This is a genomic window from Aminobacter sp. P4_D5, from assembly GCF_056401815.1.
Genome location: NZ_JBFUIP010000008.1, coordinates 1 through 17,682, shown reverse-complemented (window position 1 = coordinate 17,682; position 17,682 = coordinate 1). Strand labels below are relative to the sequence as shown.

Sequence of the window (17,682 nt, the reverse complement as noted above, 5' to 3'; positions counted from 1 at the left end):
CGTCATCTCCTGCCGCGCGGTCCTCGCCGCGGTTGGGAGGCACGCGCACGCGTTCTTTGCCCCTTGGTCTTGTGGAACGACCGTTTCGAACCGGGCAGGGGCTTCGGTTCGGTCAGCATTTCAAAGCGCATGGCACCGGCCAGCGGGGCGATCTCGACCAACTTGACTTCGACGCGGTCGGCAAGTTGATAACCCTTGCCGGTGCGCTCGCCGAAGAGGGCGCGGGCGGCTTCGTCGAAGTGGTAATAGTCGTCACCCAACGATGACACGGGGATGAAACCATCGGCGCCATATTGCGGCAATTGGACAAATAGTCCCGCCTTGACCACGCCCGAGATGCGCGCGTCGAAAATCTCGTCGACGCGCTCGGCCAGAAAGCCCGCGACCAGCCGGTCGACAGTCTCGCGCTCGGCGGCCATGGCACGGCGTTCGGTCTGCGAAATCAGGCCGGCGATCTCTTCCAGTCGCGCTTCCTCGGAAGACGTCAGTCCGCCTGCACCCAAGCCCAGCGAGCCGATCAGCGCGCGATGGACGATCAGGTCGGCATAGCGGCGGATTGGCGAGGTGAAATGCGCGTAGCGGCGCAGATTGAGACCGAAGTGGCCGATATTGTCGGGGTTGTACTCGGCCTGGCTCTGCGAGCGCAGCACAACTTCGTTGACCAGCTGCTCGTTGTCTTCACCGCGCACGCGTTCGAGAATGCCGTTGAACTGGGCCGGCCGCATCTCGGCGCCACGTGCCAGTGACAGGCCGATGGTCTGGAGGAACTCGCGCAGCGATTCCTGCTTGGCGAGCGAAGGGCCGTCGTGGATGCGGTAGACGAGCTTCTGCTTTTTGTTTTCCAGCGTTTCGGCTGCCGCGACATTGGCCTGGATCATGAACTCCTCGATCAGCTTGTGGGCGTCGAGGCGATCGGGAACGATGACACGATCGACAGTGCCATCCGGCTTGAGCAGGATCTTTCGTTCGGGCAGGTCGAGTTCGAGCGGCTGGCGGCTGTCGCGTCCGCGCTTGAGGACGTCATAAGCTGCCCAAAGCGGCTTGAGAATCGTCTCCAGGATCGGTCCGGTCTTGTCGTCGGGCATGCCGTCGATGGCAGCTTGTGCCTGCGGATAGGCAAGGCGGGCCGACGACCGCATCATGATGCGGTGGAAGGAATGCCTGACCTTGCGGCCTTCCGCCGAAAACGTCATGCGCACGGCAAGTGCCGGACGGTCGACGCCCTCGCGCAGGGAACACAGATCATTGGAGATGCGCTCGGGCAGCATCGGCACGACGCGGTCAGGGAAATAGACCGAATTGCCGCGCTTCAGCGCCTCATTGTCGAGTGCCGTGCCTGACCGGACATAGGTCGCGACGTCGGCGATGGCGACGGTGACGATGAAACCGCCTAGGTTTTTCTCATCGGTATCTGCCACAGCATAGACCGCGTCGTCATGGTCCTTGGCGTCGGCCGGGTCGATGGTGACCAGCGGCAGTTCGCGCCAGTCTTCGCGCTTGCCGTCAAGCGTTGCCGGCTTGACTGCCTCGGCCTCGGCGATCACTTCGGCAGGGAAGATGTGGGGTATGTCGTGGGCATGGATAGCGATCATCGAGACCGCCTTCTCATTGGTCAGCGAACCCAGAACCGAAACGACCTTGGCACGCGGCAGGCCGTAGCGGCTGGCCCGTTCGGGAACGACTTCGACGAGGTCGCCCTCCTTGGCTCCGTTCTGAGAATCCTTGTCGACAACAAGCTCAGGCTGGCGGCGTTCGACCGGCTCGATGCGGAAGGTGCCGTCTTTCAGGATTCGGAAGATGCCGAGTGCGGTGTCGCTGCGCTTTTCGAATATCTTCATCACGCGCGCGGTGTAGGCCGGCTCGTTGTCGTCGCCGAGGTGATCCTCAATGGGGAAGGTCTTCGCCAAGACGCGGTCGCCAACGCCGGGAGTCGGGCCATTGCCGCCGCGCGACAGCTTGATGGCGACGATCGGGCCATCAAGCTGCTCGGAGGCGCGCGCCAGAAGCGTGCCTTCGGCGTCTCTGCCAAAGATGTCGAGCACGGCGACATGTTGCAAAGCACCGACGCGCGTCAGCCGCTTGCGGCTCTTTTCGAGCAGGCCTTCGTCCTGCAACTCACGCAGCAGGTGCTTCAGCCAGATGCGATCGTCGTTCTTGAGCGCGAAAGCCTTGGCGATGTCACGCTTGCCACTGCGGTCTGGATTCTCCGCGATATAGCGCAGAATCTCGTCCCGCGACGGGCGATAGACGTCCTTGCCACGGACCTCGTCGCTTGCGGCGCGTCTGGTGCCGGCGTTTCGTCCGGTGATCTTTCGCGCCAAGGTGCGTCAGTCCTTCTTTTTGGTCTTGCTGGCGGCGGTTTTCTTAGCTGCGCTGCTGGCCGGTTTTTTGGCCGCCGCGCGGGCCGGCTTCTTGGCCCCGCCGCCTTTCGCTTCTTTTTCAGCGATCAATGCAAGTGCGTCTTCCACCGTAACAGTCGCCGGATCCTTGCCCTTCGGCAAGGTAGCGTTGACCTTGCCGAAATTGACGTAGGGACCGTATTTGCCATCGCGCACGGTGATGTTACCGCCGCCGGCTGGATGCTCGCCCAGATCCTTGAGTGCTGCCGGCGTTCCGCCGCCCCGGCCACCTTTGCCCTTGGCCTGCTTTTCGGCAATCACGGTCACGGCGCGGTTCAGGCCGATCGAGAACACGTCCTCGATGCTTTCAAGATTGGCATAGGCGCCGTCATGCAGCACGAACGGACCGTAACGGCCGAGACCGGCCGAGATCATCTTGCCGGATTCGGGGTGCTGGCCAACGTCACGTGGCAACGCCAGCAGAGCGAGCGCCTTTTCGTGATCGATGGATGCCGGCGTCCAGCCCTTGGGAAGGCTGGAGCGCTTGGCTTCCTTGCCATCGCCGCGCTGGATGTAAGGCCCGAATCGCCCGCTGCGCAGCGTGATCTCTTCACTGGTATAGGGATCGGTACCCAGCACCTTGGTGCCGTCTTCGAGACCGCCATTGTCGCCATTTGCGCCGGGGCCGTCGAGCTGACGGGTGAAGCCGCATTCGGGATAATTCGAACAACCAACGAAGGCGCCGTACTTCCCGAGCTTGAGCGACAGGTTGCCGGTACCGCATTTCGGGCAGATACGCGGGTTCGAGCCGTCCTCGCGTTCGGGGAAGACCAAAGGCGCGAGTTCTTCGTTCAGCGCGTCGAGAACGTCGGTGACGCGCAGTTCCTTGATCTCGTCGACCGCGCCGGAAAAGTCCTTCCAGAAATCGCGCAGCACGTCGCGCCAGGCGAGCTTGCCGTCGGAGACTTCGTCGAGTTTTTCTTCGAGCGAGGCGGTGAAGTCGTATTCCACGTAATTTCGGAAAAAGCTCTCCATGAACGCGGTCACAAGCCGGCCCTTGGGCTGAGGCATGAGCTTGCGGTTTTCGATCTTCACATAGTCGCGGTCTTCAAGCGTCTTGAGCGTCGCGACATAGGTCGACGGCCGGCCAATACCGAGCTCTTCCATCTTCTTGATGAAGCTCGCTTCGGAGTAGCGGGGCGGCGGCTCGGTGGTGTGGTGCGTGGCGTTGATGGCTTCGCGCTTGAGCACCTCGTCGGCGCGGATCTCGGGCAGGCGACGGGTTTCTTCGTCCTCCGAATCCTCATCCTTCTGCTCGGTATAAGCGGCGAGGAACCCATCGAAGCGGGTGACGGAGCCTACGGCGCGCAGACCGGCGGTCCTTGCGCCGTTGCGCGCCTCGATCTCGACGGTCGTGCGCTCAATCTCGGCCRGCTGCATCTGACTGGAGATGGCGCGTTTCCAAATCATCTCGTAGAGCCGTGCCTGGTCGGCATCGAGAAACTTGCGCATCTCGCTCGGCGTCCGCGAAAAATCAGTCGGCCTGATGGCCTCGTGCGCTTCCTGGGCGTTCTTGGCCTTGGTCGTGTAATGGCGCGGCTTTTCGGGCAGGTACTTTGCACCGAACTCCTTGCCGATCGCCTCGCGGGCGGCCTCGATCGCTTCGGGCGCCATTTGCACGCCGTCGGTACGCATATAGGTGATCAGACCGGCGGTCTCGCCACCGATCTCCATGCCTTCATAGAGCCTCTGCGCTACCTGCATGGTACGGCTTGCGGAGAAGCCGAGGCCCGAGGATGCGGCCTGTTGCAGCGTGGAGGTGGTGAAGGGCGGTCCCGGATTACGCTTGGTCGGCTTGGCTTCGACCGACAGTGCCTTGAAGCTCGCCCCGTCGAGCATCGCCTTGATGTCGTCGGCCATTGCCTGCGAGGAGATGTCGAGCTTTTGCAGTTTCTTGCCGTCAAAGACGGTAAGCCTTGCGTCGAATTTTTCCGCACGCGGCGTGCCAAGTATGGCTGCGACCTGCCAGTATTCTTCGCGCACAAAGCGCTCGATCTCGGTCTCGCGGTCACAAACGAAGCGCAACGCCACCGACTGGACGCGGCCGGCCGAGCGGGCGCCCGGCAGCTTGCGCCACAACACAGGCGAGAGGGTGAAACCAACCAGATAGTCGAGTGCGCGGCGCGCCAGATAGGCGTCGACCAGCTGAGGGTCGATCTCGCGCGGATTGGCGATGGCCTCGAGCACGGCCTGCTTGGTGATCGAGTTGAAAGCGACGCGCTTGATCGTCTTGTCCTTGAGCACGCGCTTTTGCTTCAGCACCTCGAGCACGTGCCAGGCGATGGCTTCCCCTTCGCGATCCGGATCGGTTGCGAGGATCAGGCCGTCGGCCTCCTTGACTGCCTTGGCGATGTCGCTCAGCCRTTTCGACGACGCAGCGTCGACCGCCCACGACATGGCAAAATCGTCGTCCGGCTTGACCGAGCCGTCCTTCGCGGGCAGATCGCGGACATGGCCGAACGAGGCCAGAACCTTATAGTTCCGACCCAGATACTTGTTGATGCTTTTCACCTTGTTCGGTGACTCGACGACAACGACGTCCATATGTGGCTGATTTTCCAGTAAAGCGCCAAAACAACGACTACGGCGCGTGGCGAAGAATTTTCAATTCGCACGTCACATGGCCGCGCTTTTCGGTTCGGTCAAGGGGAGGGACCCAAAAACGGCAGTGGACGGCGGGAATACAACCTAGGGTATATTGATAGTCTGCATTGCAATTGTTAGTAGATTTGCTACATTTTTGCCATTGCCGGTTGAGCCTGTTTTCCGTGTCTGCTTCGGCTCTGGATCGGCATTGAATCTCACGCTTCAGTACGCGGCGGCAGAGGGAAAGCCACTGATGCACAAGCTGGCGCAACACAAAGGCGAGCCGAAACGCTGGACTACATCCAGTCGATGCTGGGCCAACTCCGTATCATGGCGGATGCCGAACGTTGCGGCATGCTCGCCTATCTGATCGAGATGGCCTATGTCGAGGCTGGCGATGTCATCCGCAGCGAGCGGCCATCATCTAGCGTCGGGCTCAACAAGGGAAACACGTCCGCCTGAGTGGCGCTCGAGCCGACCGGCAAGATCGAGTTCCAGAAGGATCATGAAAATCTGCGCCGGGTGCAGCCCGGCGTGGCGGATCAGCTCGTCGACTTCGACGGGTACTGGCCCCAGCGCCTCGATGACGCGGGCGCGCTCGCTATCTGCCGGCGGCGGTGTCGCAGCAAAGTCTGGCGGCTCTTCCAGGCTGGTCGGCAGCAAGGGCTTGCCTCCCACAAGCGGCACCAGCGCCTCCAGGATGTCACCGACCTCCGTCACCAGTGTTGCACCATCCTTGAGCAATCCGTTGGTGCCGGCGGCGCGGGGGTCGAGCGGGGACCCGGGCACGGCAAAGACCAGCCGTCCCATTTCCCCTGCAAGACGCGCACTGATCAGCGATCCCGAACGTTGCGCTGCTTCGACCACAACCAGCCCAAGCGCCATGCCGGCGACGATGCGGGGGGGTAGTCGTGCTCGCCGATGGCGACAAAGCGCGCCCCGCATTTGCGAGCCAGCTCCAGTTCCGCTTCGGCCTCGGCGACGGAAGGAGTGCGAACCAGCCGGTTCGCCCCGCCCGACATCATGATCTCGGGCAGCATTTCGATTGCGGTTTCGGCGGAGCCAAAACGGTCGATCAGCCCGCGAAAACTAGCCGGGCCGACATTTGGGGTGCGAATGAGGCGCAGCCAATGAAGCCGCTGCCGGTCGCTGAGATGCGGCCCGGCGGCGGGTTGGCTCATCCCTTTGACCCGATCCGCGATTCTGTGCCGGCAAGCAGCCGTGAGATGTTGGCGCGGTGCCGGAAGAAGACGATGACGCTCATCAACGCCAGCAGGCTCGCGGCCTTGGGCATGTCGATCATGTAGAGTGCGATCGGCACCGCAACGGCTGCGGCCAGTGCGGCGAGCGACGAATAGCGGCTGACGAAGGCGACCAGCAGCCAGGTCACGGCGAAGACCAGCGCGCCGGTCCCCGACAGGCCAAACAGCACGCCAAGATAGGTGGCGACGCCCTTGCCGCCCTTGAAGCCGAGCCAGACCGGATAGAGATGGCCAATGAACGCGCCAAAGCCTGCAGCGATGGCGGCATCGTGGCTCCAGTATGCTCCGACAACCACAGCTACGGTGCCCTTGAGCGCGTCGAGCAGCAGCGTTGCAGCTGCCAGTTTCTTGTTGCCTGTGCGCAGCACGTTGGTTGCGCCGATATTGCCAGAGCCGATCTTGCGCACGTCGCCGAGGCCGGCCGCGCGCGTCAGCAGCAAACCAAATGGAATCGAACCCAAGAGATAGCCGAACACGGCAGCGGCAATCAGGACATGCAGCGCCGTCGGAAAAATGTCATCCGGCATCAAGATACGTCTACTCCCCCGTGGCCCGTCAGGCCGAAAACACTGTGCGTCCAGCGACCAAGGTTTTCAAGACCTTGCCTTGCAGCCTGGCGCCTTCGAAGCAGGTGTTCTTGGAACGTGAGCGAATGTCGGCCTCTCGTACCACCCACGGCTCGTTGAGATCGACGAGCACCAAGTCGGCAATCGCGCCAGGCTTGAGCGTGCCGCCGGGCAGGCCGAACAGTTTTGCCGGTGCGGTCGAAAGCGCTTCGATGATGCGCAACAAAGGCACGTCATCATTGTGATGCAGGCGCAATGCCACGGCCAGCAGCGTCTCCAGTCCGATCGCGCCGACGGCGGCATCGGCGAAAGGCAGGCGCTTGGTGTCGACATCCTGCGGGTCATGCGAGGAGACGATCAAATCGATGGTGCCGTCCTTCAGCGCCTCGACCATGGCGATGCGGTCTTCCTCGGCACGCAAAGGCGGCGCCAGGCGGAAGAAGGTTCGATATTCGCCGACATCGTTTTCGTTGAGCGACAAGCTGTTGATCGAAACGCCCGAGGTGACCTTGGCCCCGTCAGCCTTGGCGCGCAAAACAGCGGCTGCCGCCATGGCGGTCGAAATCTTGGCGGCGTGGTAATTGCCACGCGTCAGACGGGCGAGCGCCAGATCTCGTTCGAGTGGAATGGTTTCGGCCTCGCGCGGAATGCCCGACAGCCCGAGCCAGCTGGCGTAGAGCCCTTCGTTCATCACGCCCGACGAGGCAAGGTCTGCGTCCTGCGTCTCATGCGCGATCACCGCGTCGAAGTCGCGTGCATAGGTCAGCGCCCGGCGCATCACCATCGAACTGGCGATCGTGTGGCGGCCGTCGGTGAAGGCGACGGCACCTGCTTCGCGCAGCAGGCCGAACTCGGCCATCTCGTGGCCTTCGAGCCCCTTGGTAATGGCCGCAGCCGGAAAGACGTTGACCGATGCGGTTTCCTTGGCGGTCCTGAGTACAAACTCTACCAGTGCGACATTGTCGATCACCGGGTCCGTGTCGGGCATCATCACGATGGATGTGACACCACCTGATGCAGCGGCGATGCTTGCCGAGGCAATCGTTTCGCGGTGCTCGCCACCTGGCTCGCCGATGAAGACACGGCCGTCGATCAGGCCAGGCACGATAGCCTTGCCAGCGCAGTCGATGACTTCTGCGCCGCTGGGAATGCCCTGGTTGAGTGCGTCGGCACCGGCCGCGACGATCCTTTTGCCATCGACGATGACCGAGCCGGTCTCATCAATGGCGCGCGAGGGGTCGACGATGCGGGCGCGCTGGAAAACCGTGATGCTCATGCGTTGTGTCCGTCGCGATTGCGGCGTGGGTCGAGCAGTGCTTCCATCACCGCCATGCGGACGGCGACGCCCATTTCCACCTGTTCCTGGATCACGCTTTGCGGACCGTCGGCAATTTCCGAGGCGATCTCGACACCGCGGTTCATCGGGCCCGGATGCATCACCATCGCGTCAGGCTTCGCGGCCTTCAGCTTTTCAGCATCGAGGCCGTAGTAGCGGAAATACTCGCGCACCGAAGGCACGAAGGCACCGGCCATGCGCTCGCGCTGCAAGCGCAGCATCATGACGACATCGGCGTCCTTGAGGCCGTCGGCCATCGACTGCGTCACCTCGACGCCCATCTGGGCAATGCCGGAAGGCAGCAGCGTCGAGGGCGCGACGACACGGACGCGCGCACCGAGCGCATTGAGCAACAGGATGTTGGAGCGTGCGACGCGCGAATGCAGGATGTCGCCGCAGATCGCCACCGTGAGGCGGGCAAGGCGGCCCTTGGCGCGGCGGATGGTGAGCGCGTCGAGCAGTGCCTGTGTCGGGTGTTCATGCGCGCCGTCGCCGGCATTGACCACCGAGCAGCCGACCTTCTGCGCAAGCAGGGCTGCGGCTCCCGCCGACTGGTGGCGGATAATCAATATGTCGGGCCGCATCGCGTTCAGCGTCATCGCCGTGTCGATCAGCGTCTCGCCCTTCTTCACGGAAGAGCTTGCCACCGACATGTTCATGACGTCGGCGCCGAGACGTTTTCCGGCGAGCTCGAAGGACGACTGCGTCCGCGTCGAGGCTTCGTAGAACAGATTGATCTGGGTTCTACCGCGCAGCGTCGACGTCTTTTTCTCCGATTGGCGCGAAATCGACACGGCCGCGTCGGCGCGGTCGAGCAATATTTCGATATCCAATGGGGAAAGGTCGCGGATGCCAAGAAGATGGCGGTGCGGGTAGGGCGGCAGGGACGAAAGGTCTGTCATCTCAAGGCGGTGCTATAGGCTGTGCTTAAGTGACCCGCAAGCCGGCATTTCAATGATGAAAGTTCTCCCACGGGATTTTCGTCGTTTCCAAGCTGGGCCATAAGCTATCGATAAGCATTTCAGTTATAAAGCCGGCCATGGCYGCGGATTCGTGCCCGTCGCCCACACCGATGAAGGACAAGGCGTGACGCAGGACGTGCCGAACCAGCCCCCTCCGCTGACGGGCAGCAATGCCTGGCGCGGCGATCCACTGCTGATCCAGATTGCAGAGAGCTTTTCCGAGCCGGTCCGCCGCGACCTGGACGGGCTGGGCCGTTTCGTTTTGAACCAGGAKGCGCAGGACCTTGCGCGGCTGGCCAACAGCGAGGTTCCGAAGCTCAAGACGCACGACCGTCAGGGCCGACGCATCGACCAGGTCGAGTTCCACCCAGCCTATCACGCGCTGATGCGGCGCTCGATAACAGGTGGGCTGCATTCTTCAGTGTGGGAAAACGGCGGGACCGAAACCGGACGCCGCCACCAGGTGCGTGCCGCACGCTTTTATCTTACGGCGCAGCTCGAATGCGGGCATCTGTGCCCCATCACCATGACCAACGCTTCGCTGGCCGCATTGATGGCGAGCCCAAAGCTGTTTCGCGAATGGGCGCCGCGCGTCACCACCCGCAAATATGATCAGGCGCAAAAGCCGCCGATCGAAAAGGCTGGACTGACGCTCGGCATGGGCATGACCGAAAAGCAGGGCGGCACCGATGTGCGCGCCAACACGACCAAGGCTGAGCGCGCCGGGGGCAGTTTTTACCGGCTCAGCGGCCACAAATGGTTCATGTCGGCACCGATGTCCGACGCTTTCCTGATGCTGGCGCAGGCACAGGAAGGGCTTACCTGTTTCCTCGTTCCGCGCATCCTCAGCGACGGTACGGCCAACGGGCTGGAATTCCAGCGCCTCAAGGACAAGCTCGGCAACCGCTCGAATGCTTCCGCCGAGGTCGAAGTCCAGGGCGCCATCGGCGATCTGGTCGGCGAGCCCGGCGGCGGCATCAAGACCATCATGGACATGGTGACGCTGACGCGGCTCGACTGCGCGGTTGCCTCGTCGGCTCTCATGCGAGCGGGGCTCGCGGAAGCTGTCCACCACACGCGCCATCGCCAGGTGTTCGGCGCCAATCTGGTCGACCAACCTTTGATGCAGCGCGTGCTTGCGGACATGGCGCTCGATGTGGCTGGCGCGACCGCGCTTGCCTTCAGGTTGGCGCGCTCCTTCGACGAAGCTGCTTCCGATCGGGGCGAGGCGGCCTTTGCGCGCGCCATGACGCCGGTGGTCAAATACTGGGTTTGCAAGATTGCACCGGGTCTTCTTTATGAAGCGATGGAGTGCCTCGGCGGCAACGGCTATGTCGAGGAAGCGCCACTGGCGCGCTACTACCGCGAGGCGCCGGTCAACGCGATCTGGGAAGGCTCAGGCAATGTCATGGCGCTCGACGTGCTGCGCGTGCTGGAGCGTGCGCCAGGCCTGTTCGAGGATGTCCTTGCCGGCATCGAACGTGACCTCGGCGCGGGTGGGCGCAGYATATCAGGCGTTCTCAGGGCCGCCATGCAGGTTGCGAAGTCCGACGAAGGCTCGGCACGCATTCTCACCGAACAGCTCGCCATTTCGGCAGCAGCCGCGGAGCTGCGTCGCATGGGAGCAGGGCGCATCGCCGATGCCTTCATTGAGACCCGTCTCGCCGGCCAATGGCGCGGCACTTACGGCATGCTCGATGCCCGCCACGATTCGCGGCTGATCATCGATACGCTTTATCCACAGGTCGGCTGAGAGCTGAAGTCGCGTTTCGCGGTGGCCGGGGCGAGGCTGGCGCCAGCCTTTGATCTGTTAACCTTAATGAATGGTTTACGTTGCATGACGTGAACGCAGGGCTCACTGTCTTTGCAAAGAAGCAGGATTCCCGATGCGGGCCTTTGCCACCCACTTGCCGGACACTGATGTCGCGAAGTCGCGTGCGGAGGAGTGCGTCTGATGCGCTATATCTTTGCAATTTGGGCAGCACCGCTGGTGCTTTTCTGGGGCTGGTACTTCGCGTCGATCAACGACATGCATTTCGGCTACTGGATGCTCTCGCGCCGGTTCAATCTTGCCATCTTCGAACTCTACGGCGAATTGCTCGGCGTCGATCCCGCGACGATCCCATGGATGATGGCCAAGGCATTCTTCGTTGACTCGCTGATCATTCTGGCGATCTGGGCATACCGCCGCCGCAAGCTCATCGCGGAGAGGGTCCGCGTATTGCGGGCGCGCTACTTTTCAGCCGAATCGGCGCCTAGCGTCTGAAGCCGGTCAAGCACACCCTGCAGGATGAAGGCGGCTGCGGCCGAATCGATGCGCCCGTCTCGTTTCTTGCGTGACACATCCATCTCGATCAGCACGCGCTCAGCCGCCACAGTCGACAGCCGTTCGTCCCAGAACATGAATGGCAAGTCGGTCAAATTGGCTGCGTTGCGCACGAACGAGCGCGATTTTTGCGCCCGCGGGCCTTCCGAGCCGTTCATGTTGATCGGCAAGCCGATCACGATCGCGCCGGTGTTTTCCTTGGCCAGCATGGCCAGCAGTGCCGCGACATCGAGCGTGAACTTCTTGCGGATGATGACCGGCCGCGGATGCGAGAACGACAGGCCGCGATCTGATACCGCCACGCCGATCGTCTTGTCGCCAAGGTCGAGCCCAGCCAGCGTCTTGCCGCCGGCAAGCAGTGCAGGCAATTCTTCAATGGTGGCGATGGCCAAGCGGCGTTCCTTTTGACACAGAGCATGAACGGAGCCGGTTTTCGGAAAAGTTCATGCTCCACCAAGAATATAGAGCTCATTCCGATTCATTCGGAATGGAACAGGCTCCAGCCCCTTTGACAGAGGCTTGGCGCGTTCTATCCTTCAGGCAACGAAATTGCGAGGAGTGCCGAAACGATGAAACTGACCTGGTACGGACATTCGGCTTTCCGCATCGAAGTGGCTGATGCCAAGATCCTGATCGACCCGTTCCTGAGCGGCAATCCTTCCTGGGGCAAATCCTGGGAGCAAGCGGCGGAGGGCGTCACCCATGTGCTGTTGACCCACGGCCATGACGATCATATCGGCGACGCCGCTGCCATCTTGAAGAAGACGGGCGCCATGCTGGTCGCCAATTTCGAAATCTGCATGTTTCTCGTGGGCCAAGGCGTCAGTGACAAGCAGATCAATCCCGGCAATATCGGCGGCACCGTCGATTGCGGCAGCTTCACCACCACCTTCGTTGCCGCCCAGCATTCGTCTTCGGCCAGTGTGCCTGGCGGCACCAACACCTATCTCGGCAATCCTGGCGGCCTGGTGCTGCATTTCGCCGAAGAGCGCACGCTCTACCATATGGGCGACACCGACATCTTCTCGGACATGGCATTGATCAACGAACTGCACGAGCCGGCCATCGGTATCGTGCCGATCGGCGACCGCTTCACCATGGGTGGTGCGGTGGCAGCCCTTGCCTGCCGGCGTTTCTTCAAATTCGAAACGGTCGTGCCGTGCCATTTTGCCAGCTTCCCGATCATCGACCAGACGGCGGAAAAATTCGTCGATGGCCTCGAAGGCTCGGGCGTCGATGTGGTGCTTCCAAAAGTAGGTGTGGCTATAGACATTTAATCGCGCGCCGCAGGTGGCGGGATGGGGGATTGGCAATGAAAAACTGGCGATCTTTCGTAGCGTTTTCAGCTTTCGTGTTCTCCACCTCGGCGGCATCCGCCGAGGACGTCATCAAGGGCGTCTATCTGCAATCCGAGGAACTCTGCGCCCAGGCCAAGAAAGAATCGCTGCAGACGGTGATCGATGCCGGGAGCTTGGTGCTGTCGGCACGCGGCATCGAAAGTGTCGAATACAATTGCGAATTCCTTAACGTCACCAGGGCAACGCGCTCGCCTGCATGGGCGGTGACCGCACTTTGCCAGGAGCCGGGGCATCTGTTCCCCGACATGCTTTCCATCCTTGAACTGAGCCCGACGCAACTGGAACTCTCTTCGGTCCGCGACGTCGATCCCGAGGGCGGCGAGACCGACAATGCCGGGACTTATTACCTGTGCGACGGCGTCACCATGCCGTGAGCATGATCATCCATGTTGCGCGCGCCGCGCTGCGCCGTTATAGCCCGACCAGACCAATTTACCGGCTTTCCGGAGTTTTTCGATGACCGTTGATCTCAAGACCGTCAAGCGCGTTGCGCATCTTGCCCGTATTGCGGTGAGCGAGGACGATGCCCAGCGCATGACCGGCGAATTGAACGCGATCCTGGGCTTCGTCGAGCAGCTCAACGAGGTCGATGTCTCCGGCGTCGAGCCGATGACGTCGGTCACGCCGATGGACATGAAAAAGCGCGTCGACGCCGTCACCGATGGCAACAAGGCCGCCGACATCGTCGCCAACGCGCCAGCCACTGACGAGAATTTCTTCCTCGTGCCGAAAGTGTTGGAGTAGGCCTTGGTCACCATCGCTGTTGAAAGCCCGTTGCAGGACGAAGTTCGCGAGCTTGTCGCTGAGCTGAACACCGTGCTGCATACGCTCTCGCCGCCGGAAGCCTGCTATCACCTCACCGTCGAGCAGATGGCCGATCCATCTGTCAYCGTCTGGATCGCGCGCGATCAGGGCAAGGTGGTGGGGTGTGGGGCTCTGAAGCGGCATTCGGCCGGCTTAGGCGAAGTGAAACGCATGTTCACACGGCCGCAATGGCAAGGCCAGGGCGTCGGCAAGACGATCCTCGCCGAAATCATCAACACTGCGGCGTCCGAGAAGCTCGACACACTTGTTCTTGAAACCGGCGACCAGCATCCTGCCGCCTGGGCCGTTTATGAAAAGGCGGGCTTTACCCGCTGCGGCCCGGTGCTCGACTATCCGGATTCGCCTTATTCCGTGTTCTATCAGAAGCAGCTTTCGGCTGCGTGACCCGAAGTGATTTCGCCATGACCGAACTGACCAGACTGACGATTGCCGAAGCGCGCGAGAAGCTGCGCGGCAAGGAGATTACGGCCTCCGAGCTGACCGAAGCCTATGTCTCTGCCATCGAACAGGCCAATCCGATCTTCAACGCCTACATCGCCACCACGCCCGACAAGGCGCGCGACATGGCCAAGGCTTCCGACGCCAGGCTCGCCAGGGGCGAGGGCGGCGCGCTTGAGGGCATCCCGCTCGGCATCAAGGACCTGTTCGCCACCGAAGGTGTGCACACCCAGGCCTGCAGCCATGTGCTCGACGGCTTCAAGCCGCGCTACGAATCGACAGTGACGGCCAATCTTTGGGCCGACGGCGCGGTCATGCTGGGCAAGCTCAACATGGACGAGTTCGCCATGGGCTCGTCCAACGAGACCTCCTACTACGGCCCGGTGATCAATCCTTGGCGCGCGGGCGGCTCGAACAAGCAGCTGGTGCCGGGCGGCTCGTCCGGTGGTTCGGCTGCCGCAGTCTCGGCTTTCCTGTGCGCTGGCGCCACCGCCACCGACACCGGCGGCTCGATCCGCCAGCCGGCGGCCTTCACCGGCACGGTCGGCATCAAGCCAACCTATGGCCGCGTGTCGCGCTGGGGCACGGTCGCCTTCGCCTCGTCGCTCGATCAGGCCGGCCCGATCGCCCGTGACGTGCGCGATGCAGCGATCCTGCTCAAGTCGATGGCGTCGGTCGACGCCAAGGACACCACCTCCGTCGACCTGCCGGTTCCGGATTACGAAGCGGCGATCGGCAAGTCTCTCAAGGGCATGAAAATCGGCATTCCCAAGGAATACCGCGTCGAAGGCATGCCTGACGATATCGAGGCACTTTGGCAGAAGGGCATCGCCTGGCTCAAGGATGCCGGCGCGGAGATCGTCGACATTTCGCTGCCGCACACCAAATACGCGCTGCCGGCCTACTACATCGTGGCGCCCGCCGAAGCTTCATCGAACCTCGCCCGCTACGACGGCGTCCGCTACGGCCTGCGCGTGCCGGGCAAGGACATCATCGAGATGTACGAGAACACCCGCGCCGCCGGCTTCGGCCGCGAGGTCAAGCGCCGCATCATGATCGGCACCTATGTGCTGTCGGCGGGCTACTACGACGCCTATTACCTCCAGGCCCAGAAGGTGCGCACGCTGATCAAGCGCGACTTCGAACTGGCTTTCGCGGCTGGCGTCGACGTCATCCTGACGCCGGCAACGCCGTCGGCAGCCTTCGGCGTCGCCGACGAGGACATGGCCGCCGATCCGGTCAAGATGTACCTCAACGACATCTTCACGGTGACGGTGAACATGGCCGGCCTGCCTGGCATTGCGGTTCCCGCCGGCCTCGACGGCAACGGCCTGCCGCTCGGTCTCCAGCTCATCGGCCGGCCGTTCGATGAAGAAACGCTGTTCCAGACTGCTCATGTCATCGAGCAGGCAGCAGGACGTTTCCAGCCGGAGAAGTGGTGGTAGGCGCATAGCGCCTGCCTTGAATGGATGTTCTTTTACCTCTCCAAAATCTTCTGGTTCTTCGCCCAGCCGCTTAATTTTGCGATCTTCCTGCTTGCGGCCGGGCTCGTTGCCAGTTTCTTTGGCCGCCGGCGCTTCTTTCGCACCACGGCTTTCGTGTCCTTGTTGATCCTGGCGCTTGCCACCTGGACCTCACTCGGCTCGCTGATGCTCAACCCGCTGGAAGAGCGTTTCCAGCGCCCGGCAACGCCGGCCAAGGTCGACGGCATCGTCGTGCTCGGYGGYGGTTTCGAAGGCGCSATCAATCTTGYGCGCGGCGGCTATGAGCTSAACWSCGGTGGCGACCGCATGGTCGAGACCGCRATCCTTGCCCGSCGCTATCCTGACGCCAGGATCGTCGTTTCAGGCGGCAACGGCGCGCTGACGCTGGACGGCGAGGGCGACGCCGACACCGCACCGCGCCTGCTCGAAGCGCTTGGCGTGGCCCGCGACCGGCTCATCCTCGAAAACCGTTCGCGCAACACCTACGAGAATGCGCAGTTCTCCAAGGAGCTCGTGACGCCCAAGCCAGGCGAAACCTGGCTGCTCGTCACCTCGGCCTTCCATATGCCGCGATCGATGGCGTTGTTTGCCAAGGCCGGATTTCCGGTCGTTGCTTGGCCGGTGGATTACCGCACATCGGGTCAGGAGGGCATTGGCCTGTTCACCGATAATCCTGCCGATTCGCTGCAGAACACCACGATGGCGATACGCGAATGGGTCGGCCTGCTGGCCTATTGGCTGTCCGGCCGGATCGACCGGCCGTTTCCCGCACCTGGATCCTGAATCAGGACCGCCTGGCGAGCCTCCGAAAAGAACTGGCGCCTGATCAGCACGGCGAGCAGCACGACCGTAGTGACGAAGAACACGCGCGCGTCGACGAACCAGCCGAGATAGCCGATCGAAAAGAAAACGCCCCGCAGCCCGGCGTTGAAGTGCTTGCCTGCAAGCTGGTTCATACGGGTTGCCCGCATCACAGCGAGATCAATCTCAGCGTCTGGCTCGCTACGGCTGCCGATCTGGGGCACCGCACCGATCAGGATCGAGCAGTAATTGAACAGCCGGTAAGCCCAGCCGAATTTGAAGAACGAATAGGCAAGGATGATGATCAGGCCGATTACCTTGATCTCGAACAGCGGGCGCGCCGTTGCTCCCGCCAGCGGCACGTCGCTCAAGATGGCGAGCACGCGGTCGGACGCGCCGAGCAAGGCAAAGCAGCCGCCAACCGCAATCAGCGAGCTTGAGGCAAAAAACGCGGTGCCTTGCTGCAAGCCGTTCATGATCGAGGTATCGACGATCCTGACCTCGCGCCGTGCCATCGTTGCCATCCAGGCGGCGCGTTGGGCATTCATTGCGCGCGTCAGCGACAGGCGCTTGACGATATGCCCCTCGGCGCCAAGCGCATGAAATATCCAGCCAGCGAGGAAAAATGCCAGCGCTGCAATGTCGAGGCCGCTCAACGGGCCGGTCATAGAGAAGGAATCGTTGATCATTGGCGGGAAACTAGCACGGCTATCCGTCGGATTTCGAGTGTGCCCACCTGCCGTGGTGTCGTCACAGGTGTTTAAGATCCATGAACGACAAATTTGGCATAAGTATCTGATTTAATTAAAATTGAGTTGATGGCGGCATGGCTGCCATGCAGATTTCGCCATGCTTTCGCCATTTTTTGCAGTTGCGAAGGCGACGGCAAAGTCGTATCCAGCACTCCCACTCGGGACGAGCTGGAACAGCGGACATACCKCCGGCTCACCGAACCACAAGGGTTTTGCGATACATCATGGATGACGGCGTTCAGAAATCCTGCTGGGGCCTTACGGCCAAGGCAGTGATTGGCTTTGCGGTTTTTCTTGTTCTTGCCTGGCTGGTTAGCAGCGGCGCTGAAAATGCAGCGGTCGTGGCAGCAGGCTGATCAATAACCCTTCAGGATTGGATACAAAAAGCGCGGTTCAGGCCGCGCTTTTTTGCATCGTGGCCTTGCGTAAATCAGCAGTTTTTTCAAATGTTGCGCGCTGAGCAGACCACGTCGGATGGCGTCTAGCGGAAAGCGTGAAAAGGGCGGAATGATCGTATACATATGCGATACAAGTAGCCGTCGCAGGGAGTGAGATTTGTTTCTTTCGGTATTCGACCTGTTCAAGAT

At 61.9% G+C, this 17,682-nt stretch carries 18 protein-coding genes and 1 pseudogene; 10 read left to right on the top strand and 9 right to left on the bottom strand.

Translation table 11 applies throughout. The features are described from left to right. Positions 1–2 precede the first annotated feature (2 nt). On the bottom strand, positions 3–2,321 hold the full coding sequence (gene rnr, locus AC1DWF_RS03390) for a ribonuclease R (RefSeq protein ID WP_476787592.1): 2,319 nt from the start codon (positions 2,319–2,321) through the stop codon (positions 3–5). Between the two features lie 6 nt (positions 2,322–2,327). Continuing rightward, positions 2,328–4,943 (bottom strand): type I DNA topoisomerase, encoded by a 2,616-nt coding sequence (gene topA / locus AC1DWF_RS03385; RefSeq protein WP_476841454.1) that lies wholly within the window; start codon positions 4,941–4,943, stop codon positions 2,328–2,330. A gap of 351 nt (positions 4,944–5,294) precedes the next feature. Here topA and AC1DWF_RS03380 point away from each other — a divergent pair, with 351 nt between their 5' ends. Beyond that, positions 5,295–5,447, top strand: coding sequence for a hypothetical protein (locus AC1DWF_RS03380; protein WP_476787590.1), 153 nt, complete (start codon positions 5,295–5,297; stop codon positions 5,445–5,447). Here the strand turns inward: AC1DWF_RS03380 and AC1DWF_RS03375 are convergent. The 4 genes and pseudogenes from AC1DWF_RS03375 to AC1DWF_RS03360 all read right to left on the bottom strand — a co-directional run bounded on the left by AC1DWF_RS03375 (position 5,406) and on the right by AC1DWF_RS03360 (position 9,051). Continuing rightward, positions 5,406–6,166, bottom strand: a pseudogene (locus AC1DWF_RS03375) (DNA-processing protein DprA). The gene AC1DWF_RS03380 and the pseudogene AC1DWF_RS03375 sit on opposite strands and share 42 nt — an antisense overlap. Then, positions 6,163–6,774: a glycerol-3-phosphate 1-O-acyltransferase PlsY gene (gene plsY / locus AC1DWF_RS03370; RefSeq protein ID WP_476787588.1), complete on the bottom strand. Its 612-nt coding sequence runs from the start codon at positions 6,772–6,774 to the stop codon at positions 6,163–6,165. The pseudogene AC1DWF_RS03375 and the gene plsY overlap by 4 nt, the downstream one beginning before the upstream one ends. 28 nt (positions 6,775–6,802) lie before the next feature. Continuing rightward, positions 6,803–8,089 carry a dihydroorotase gene (locus AC1DWF_RS03365; RefSeq protein ID WP_476785792.1) on the bottom strand — a complete coding sequence of 429 codons (1,287 nt, stop codon included), beginning with the start codon at positions 8,087–8,089 and terminating at the stop codon, positions 6,803–6,805. Continuing rightward, positions 8,086–9,051 (bottom strand): aspartate carbamoyltransferase catalytic subunit, encoded by a 966-nt coding sequence (locus AC1DWF_RS03360; RefSeq protein ID WP_476785791.1) that lies wholly within the window; start codon positions 9,049–9,051, stop codon positions 8,086–8,088. Before AC1DWF_RS03360 ends, AC1DWF_RS03365 begins: the two co-directional genes overlap by 4 nt. A 184-nt stretch (positions 9,052–9,235) precedes the next feature. Here AC1DWF_RS03360 and AC1DWF_RS03355 point away from each other — a divergent pair, with 184 nt between their 5' ends. Then, positions 9,236–10,864, top strand: coding sequence for an acyl-CoA dehydrogenase family protein (locus AC1DWF_RS03355; RefSeq protein ID WP_476841453.1), 1,629 nt, complete (start codon positions 9,236–9,238; stop codon positions 10,862–10,864). A 201-nt stretch (positions 10,865–11,065) separates the two neighbouring features. Then, the gene (locus AC1DWF_RS03350) at positions 11,066–11,377 is read left to right on the top strand and encodes a DUF6105 family protein (protein WP_476786379.1); all 312 of its coding nucleotides are present in this window, start codon (positions 11,066–11,068) and stop codon (positions 11,375–11,377) included. Here the strand turns inward: AC1DWF_RS03350 and ruvX are convergent. Next, positions 11,344–11,829: a Holliday junction resolvase RuvX gene (gene ruvX, locus AC1DWF_RS03345; protein WP_476786378.1), complete on the bottom strand. Its 486-nt coding sequence runs from the start codon at positions 11,827–11,829 to the stop codon at positions 11,344–11,346. The two genes, AC1DWF_RS03350 and ruvX, sit on opposite strands and share 34 nt — an antisense overlap. Positions 11,830–12,006: 177 nt before the next feature. Here ruvX and AC1DWF_RS03340 point away from each other — a divergent pair, with 177 nt between their 5' ends. From AC1DWF_RS03340 to AC1DWF_RS03315, 6 genes are all read left to right on the top strand, one after another. Further along, positions 12,007–12,714: a metal-dependent hydrolase gene (locus tag AC1DWF_RS03340; protein ID WP_476787586.1), complete on the top strand. Its 708-nt coding sequence runs from the start codon at positions 12,007–12,009 to the stop codon at positions 12,712–12,714. 35 nt (positions 12,715–12,749) lie between these two features. Next, positions 12,750–13,169, top strand: coding sequence for a hypothetical protein (locus AC1DWF_RS03335; RefSeq protein WP_476786376.1), 420 nt, complete (start codon positions 12,750–12,752; stop codon positions 13,167–13,169). An 82-nt stretch (positions 13,170–13,251) separates the two neighbouring features. Then, a complete protein-coding gene (gene gatC, locus AC1DWF_RS03330; RefSeq protein ID WP_476786375.1) occupies positions 13,252–13,539 on the top strand; it encodes an Asp-tRNA(Asn)/Glu-tRNA(Gln) amidotransferase subunit GatC in 288 nt (95 codons plus the stop codon). Positions 13,540–13,542: 3 nt separating this feature from the next. Continuing rightward, the gene (locus tag AC1DWF_RS03325; RefSeq protein WP_476841452.1) at positions 13,543–14,004 is read left to right on the top strand and encodes a GNAT family N-acetyltransferase; all 462 of its coding nucleotides are present in this window, start codon (positions 13,543–13,545) and stop codon (positions 14,002–14,004) included. Between the two features lie 17 nt (positions 14,005–14,021). After that, positions 14,022–15,503: an Asp-tRNA(Asn)/Glu-tRNA(Gln) amidotransferase subunit GatA gene (gene gatA / locus AC1DWF_RS03320; RefSeq protein WP_476787584.1), complete on the top strand. Its 1,482-nt coding sequence runs from the start codon at positions 14,022–14,024 to the stop codon at positions 15,501–15,503. Between the two features lie 24 nt (positions 15,504–15,527). Next, positions 15,528–16,325 carry a YdcF family protein gene (locus tag AC1DWF_RS03315; RefSeq protein ID WP_476841451.1) on the top strand — a complete coding sequence of 266 codons (798 nt, stop codon included), beginning with the start codon at positions 15,528–15,530 and terminating at the stop codon, positions 16,323–16,325. Here the strand turns inward: AC1DWF_RS03315 and AC1DWF_RS03310 are convergent. Then, positions 16,274–17,011 carry a DUF599 domain-containing protein gene (locus AC1DWF_RS03310; protein WP_476786329.1) on the bottom strand — a complete coding sequence of 246 codons (738 nt, stop codon included), beginning with the start codon at positions 17,009–17,011 and terminating at the stop codon, positions 16,274–16,276. The genes AC1DWF_RS03315 and AC1DWF_RS03310 overlap by 52 nt on opposite strands. Before the next feature lie 308 nt (positions 17,012–17,319). On the opposite strand from AC1DWF_RS03310, the gene AC1DWF_RS03305 reads away from it, so the two are divergent. Then, positions 17,320–17,451 (top strand): hypothetical protein, encoded by a 132-nt coding sequence (locus tag AC1DWF_RS03305; RefSeq protein WP_476841450.1) that lies wholly within the window; start codon positions 17,320–17,322, stop codon positions 17,449–17,451. 37 nt (positions 17,452–17,488) lie between these two features. Here the strand turns inward: AC1DWF_RS03305 and AC1DWF_RS03300 are convergent. Then, on the bottom strand, positions 17,489–17,682 hold a 194-nt coding region (locus AC1DWF_RS03300; RefSeq protein WP_476786330.1), incomplete at its 5' end, for a hypothetical protein.

Excerpts from the sequence above, each read along its gene's own strand:
- AC1DWF_RS03380 (WP_476787590.1), top strand. The coding sequence starts at position 5,295 with ATGCTGGGCCAACTCCGTATCATGGCGGATGCCGAACGTTGCGGCATG.
- plsY (WP_476787588.1), bottom strand. The coding sequence starts at position 6,774 with ATGCCGGATGACATTTTTCCGACGGCGCTGCATGTCCTGATTGCCGCT.
- AC1DWF_RS03365 (WP_476785792.1), bottom strand. The coding sequence starts at position 8,089 with ATGAGCATCACGGTTTTCCAGCGCGCCCGCATCGTCGACCCCTCGCGC.
- AC1DWF_RS03360 (WP_476785791.1), bottom strand. The coding sequence starts at position 9,051 with ATGACAGACCTTTCGTCCCTGCCGCCCTACCCGCACCGCCATCTTCTT.
- AC1DWF_RS03350 (WP_476786379.1), top strand. The coding sequence starts at position 11,066 with ATGCGCTATATCTTTGCAATTTGGGCAGCACCGCTGGTGCTTTTCTGG.
- AC1DWF_RS03340 (WP_476787586.1), top strand. The coding sequence starts at position 12,007 with ATGAAACTGACCTGGTACGGACATTCGGCTTTCCGCATCGAAGTGGCT.
- AC1DWF_RS03335 (WP_476786376.1), top strand. The coding sequence starts at position 12,750 with ATGAAAAACTGGCGATCTTTCGTAGCGTTTTCAGCTTTCGTGTTCTCC.
- gatC (WP_476786375.1), top strand. The coding sequence starts at position 13,252 with ATGACCGTTGATCTCAAGACCGTCAAGCGCGTTGCGCATCTTGCCCGT.
- gatA (WP_476787584.1), top strand. The coding sequence starts at position 14,022 with ATGACCGAACTGACCAGACTGACGATTGCCGAAGCGCGCGAGAAGCTG.
- AC1DWF_RS03310 (WP_476786329.1), bottom strand. The coding sequence starts at position 17,011 with ATGACCGGCCCGTTGAGCGGCCTCGACATTGCAGCGCTGGCATTTTTC.
- AC1DWF_RS03305 (WP_476841450.1), top strand. The coding sequence starts at position 17,320 with ATGGATGACGGCGTTCAGAAATCCTGCTGGGGCCTTACGGCCAAGGCA.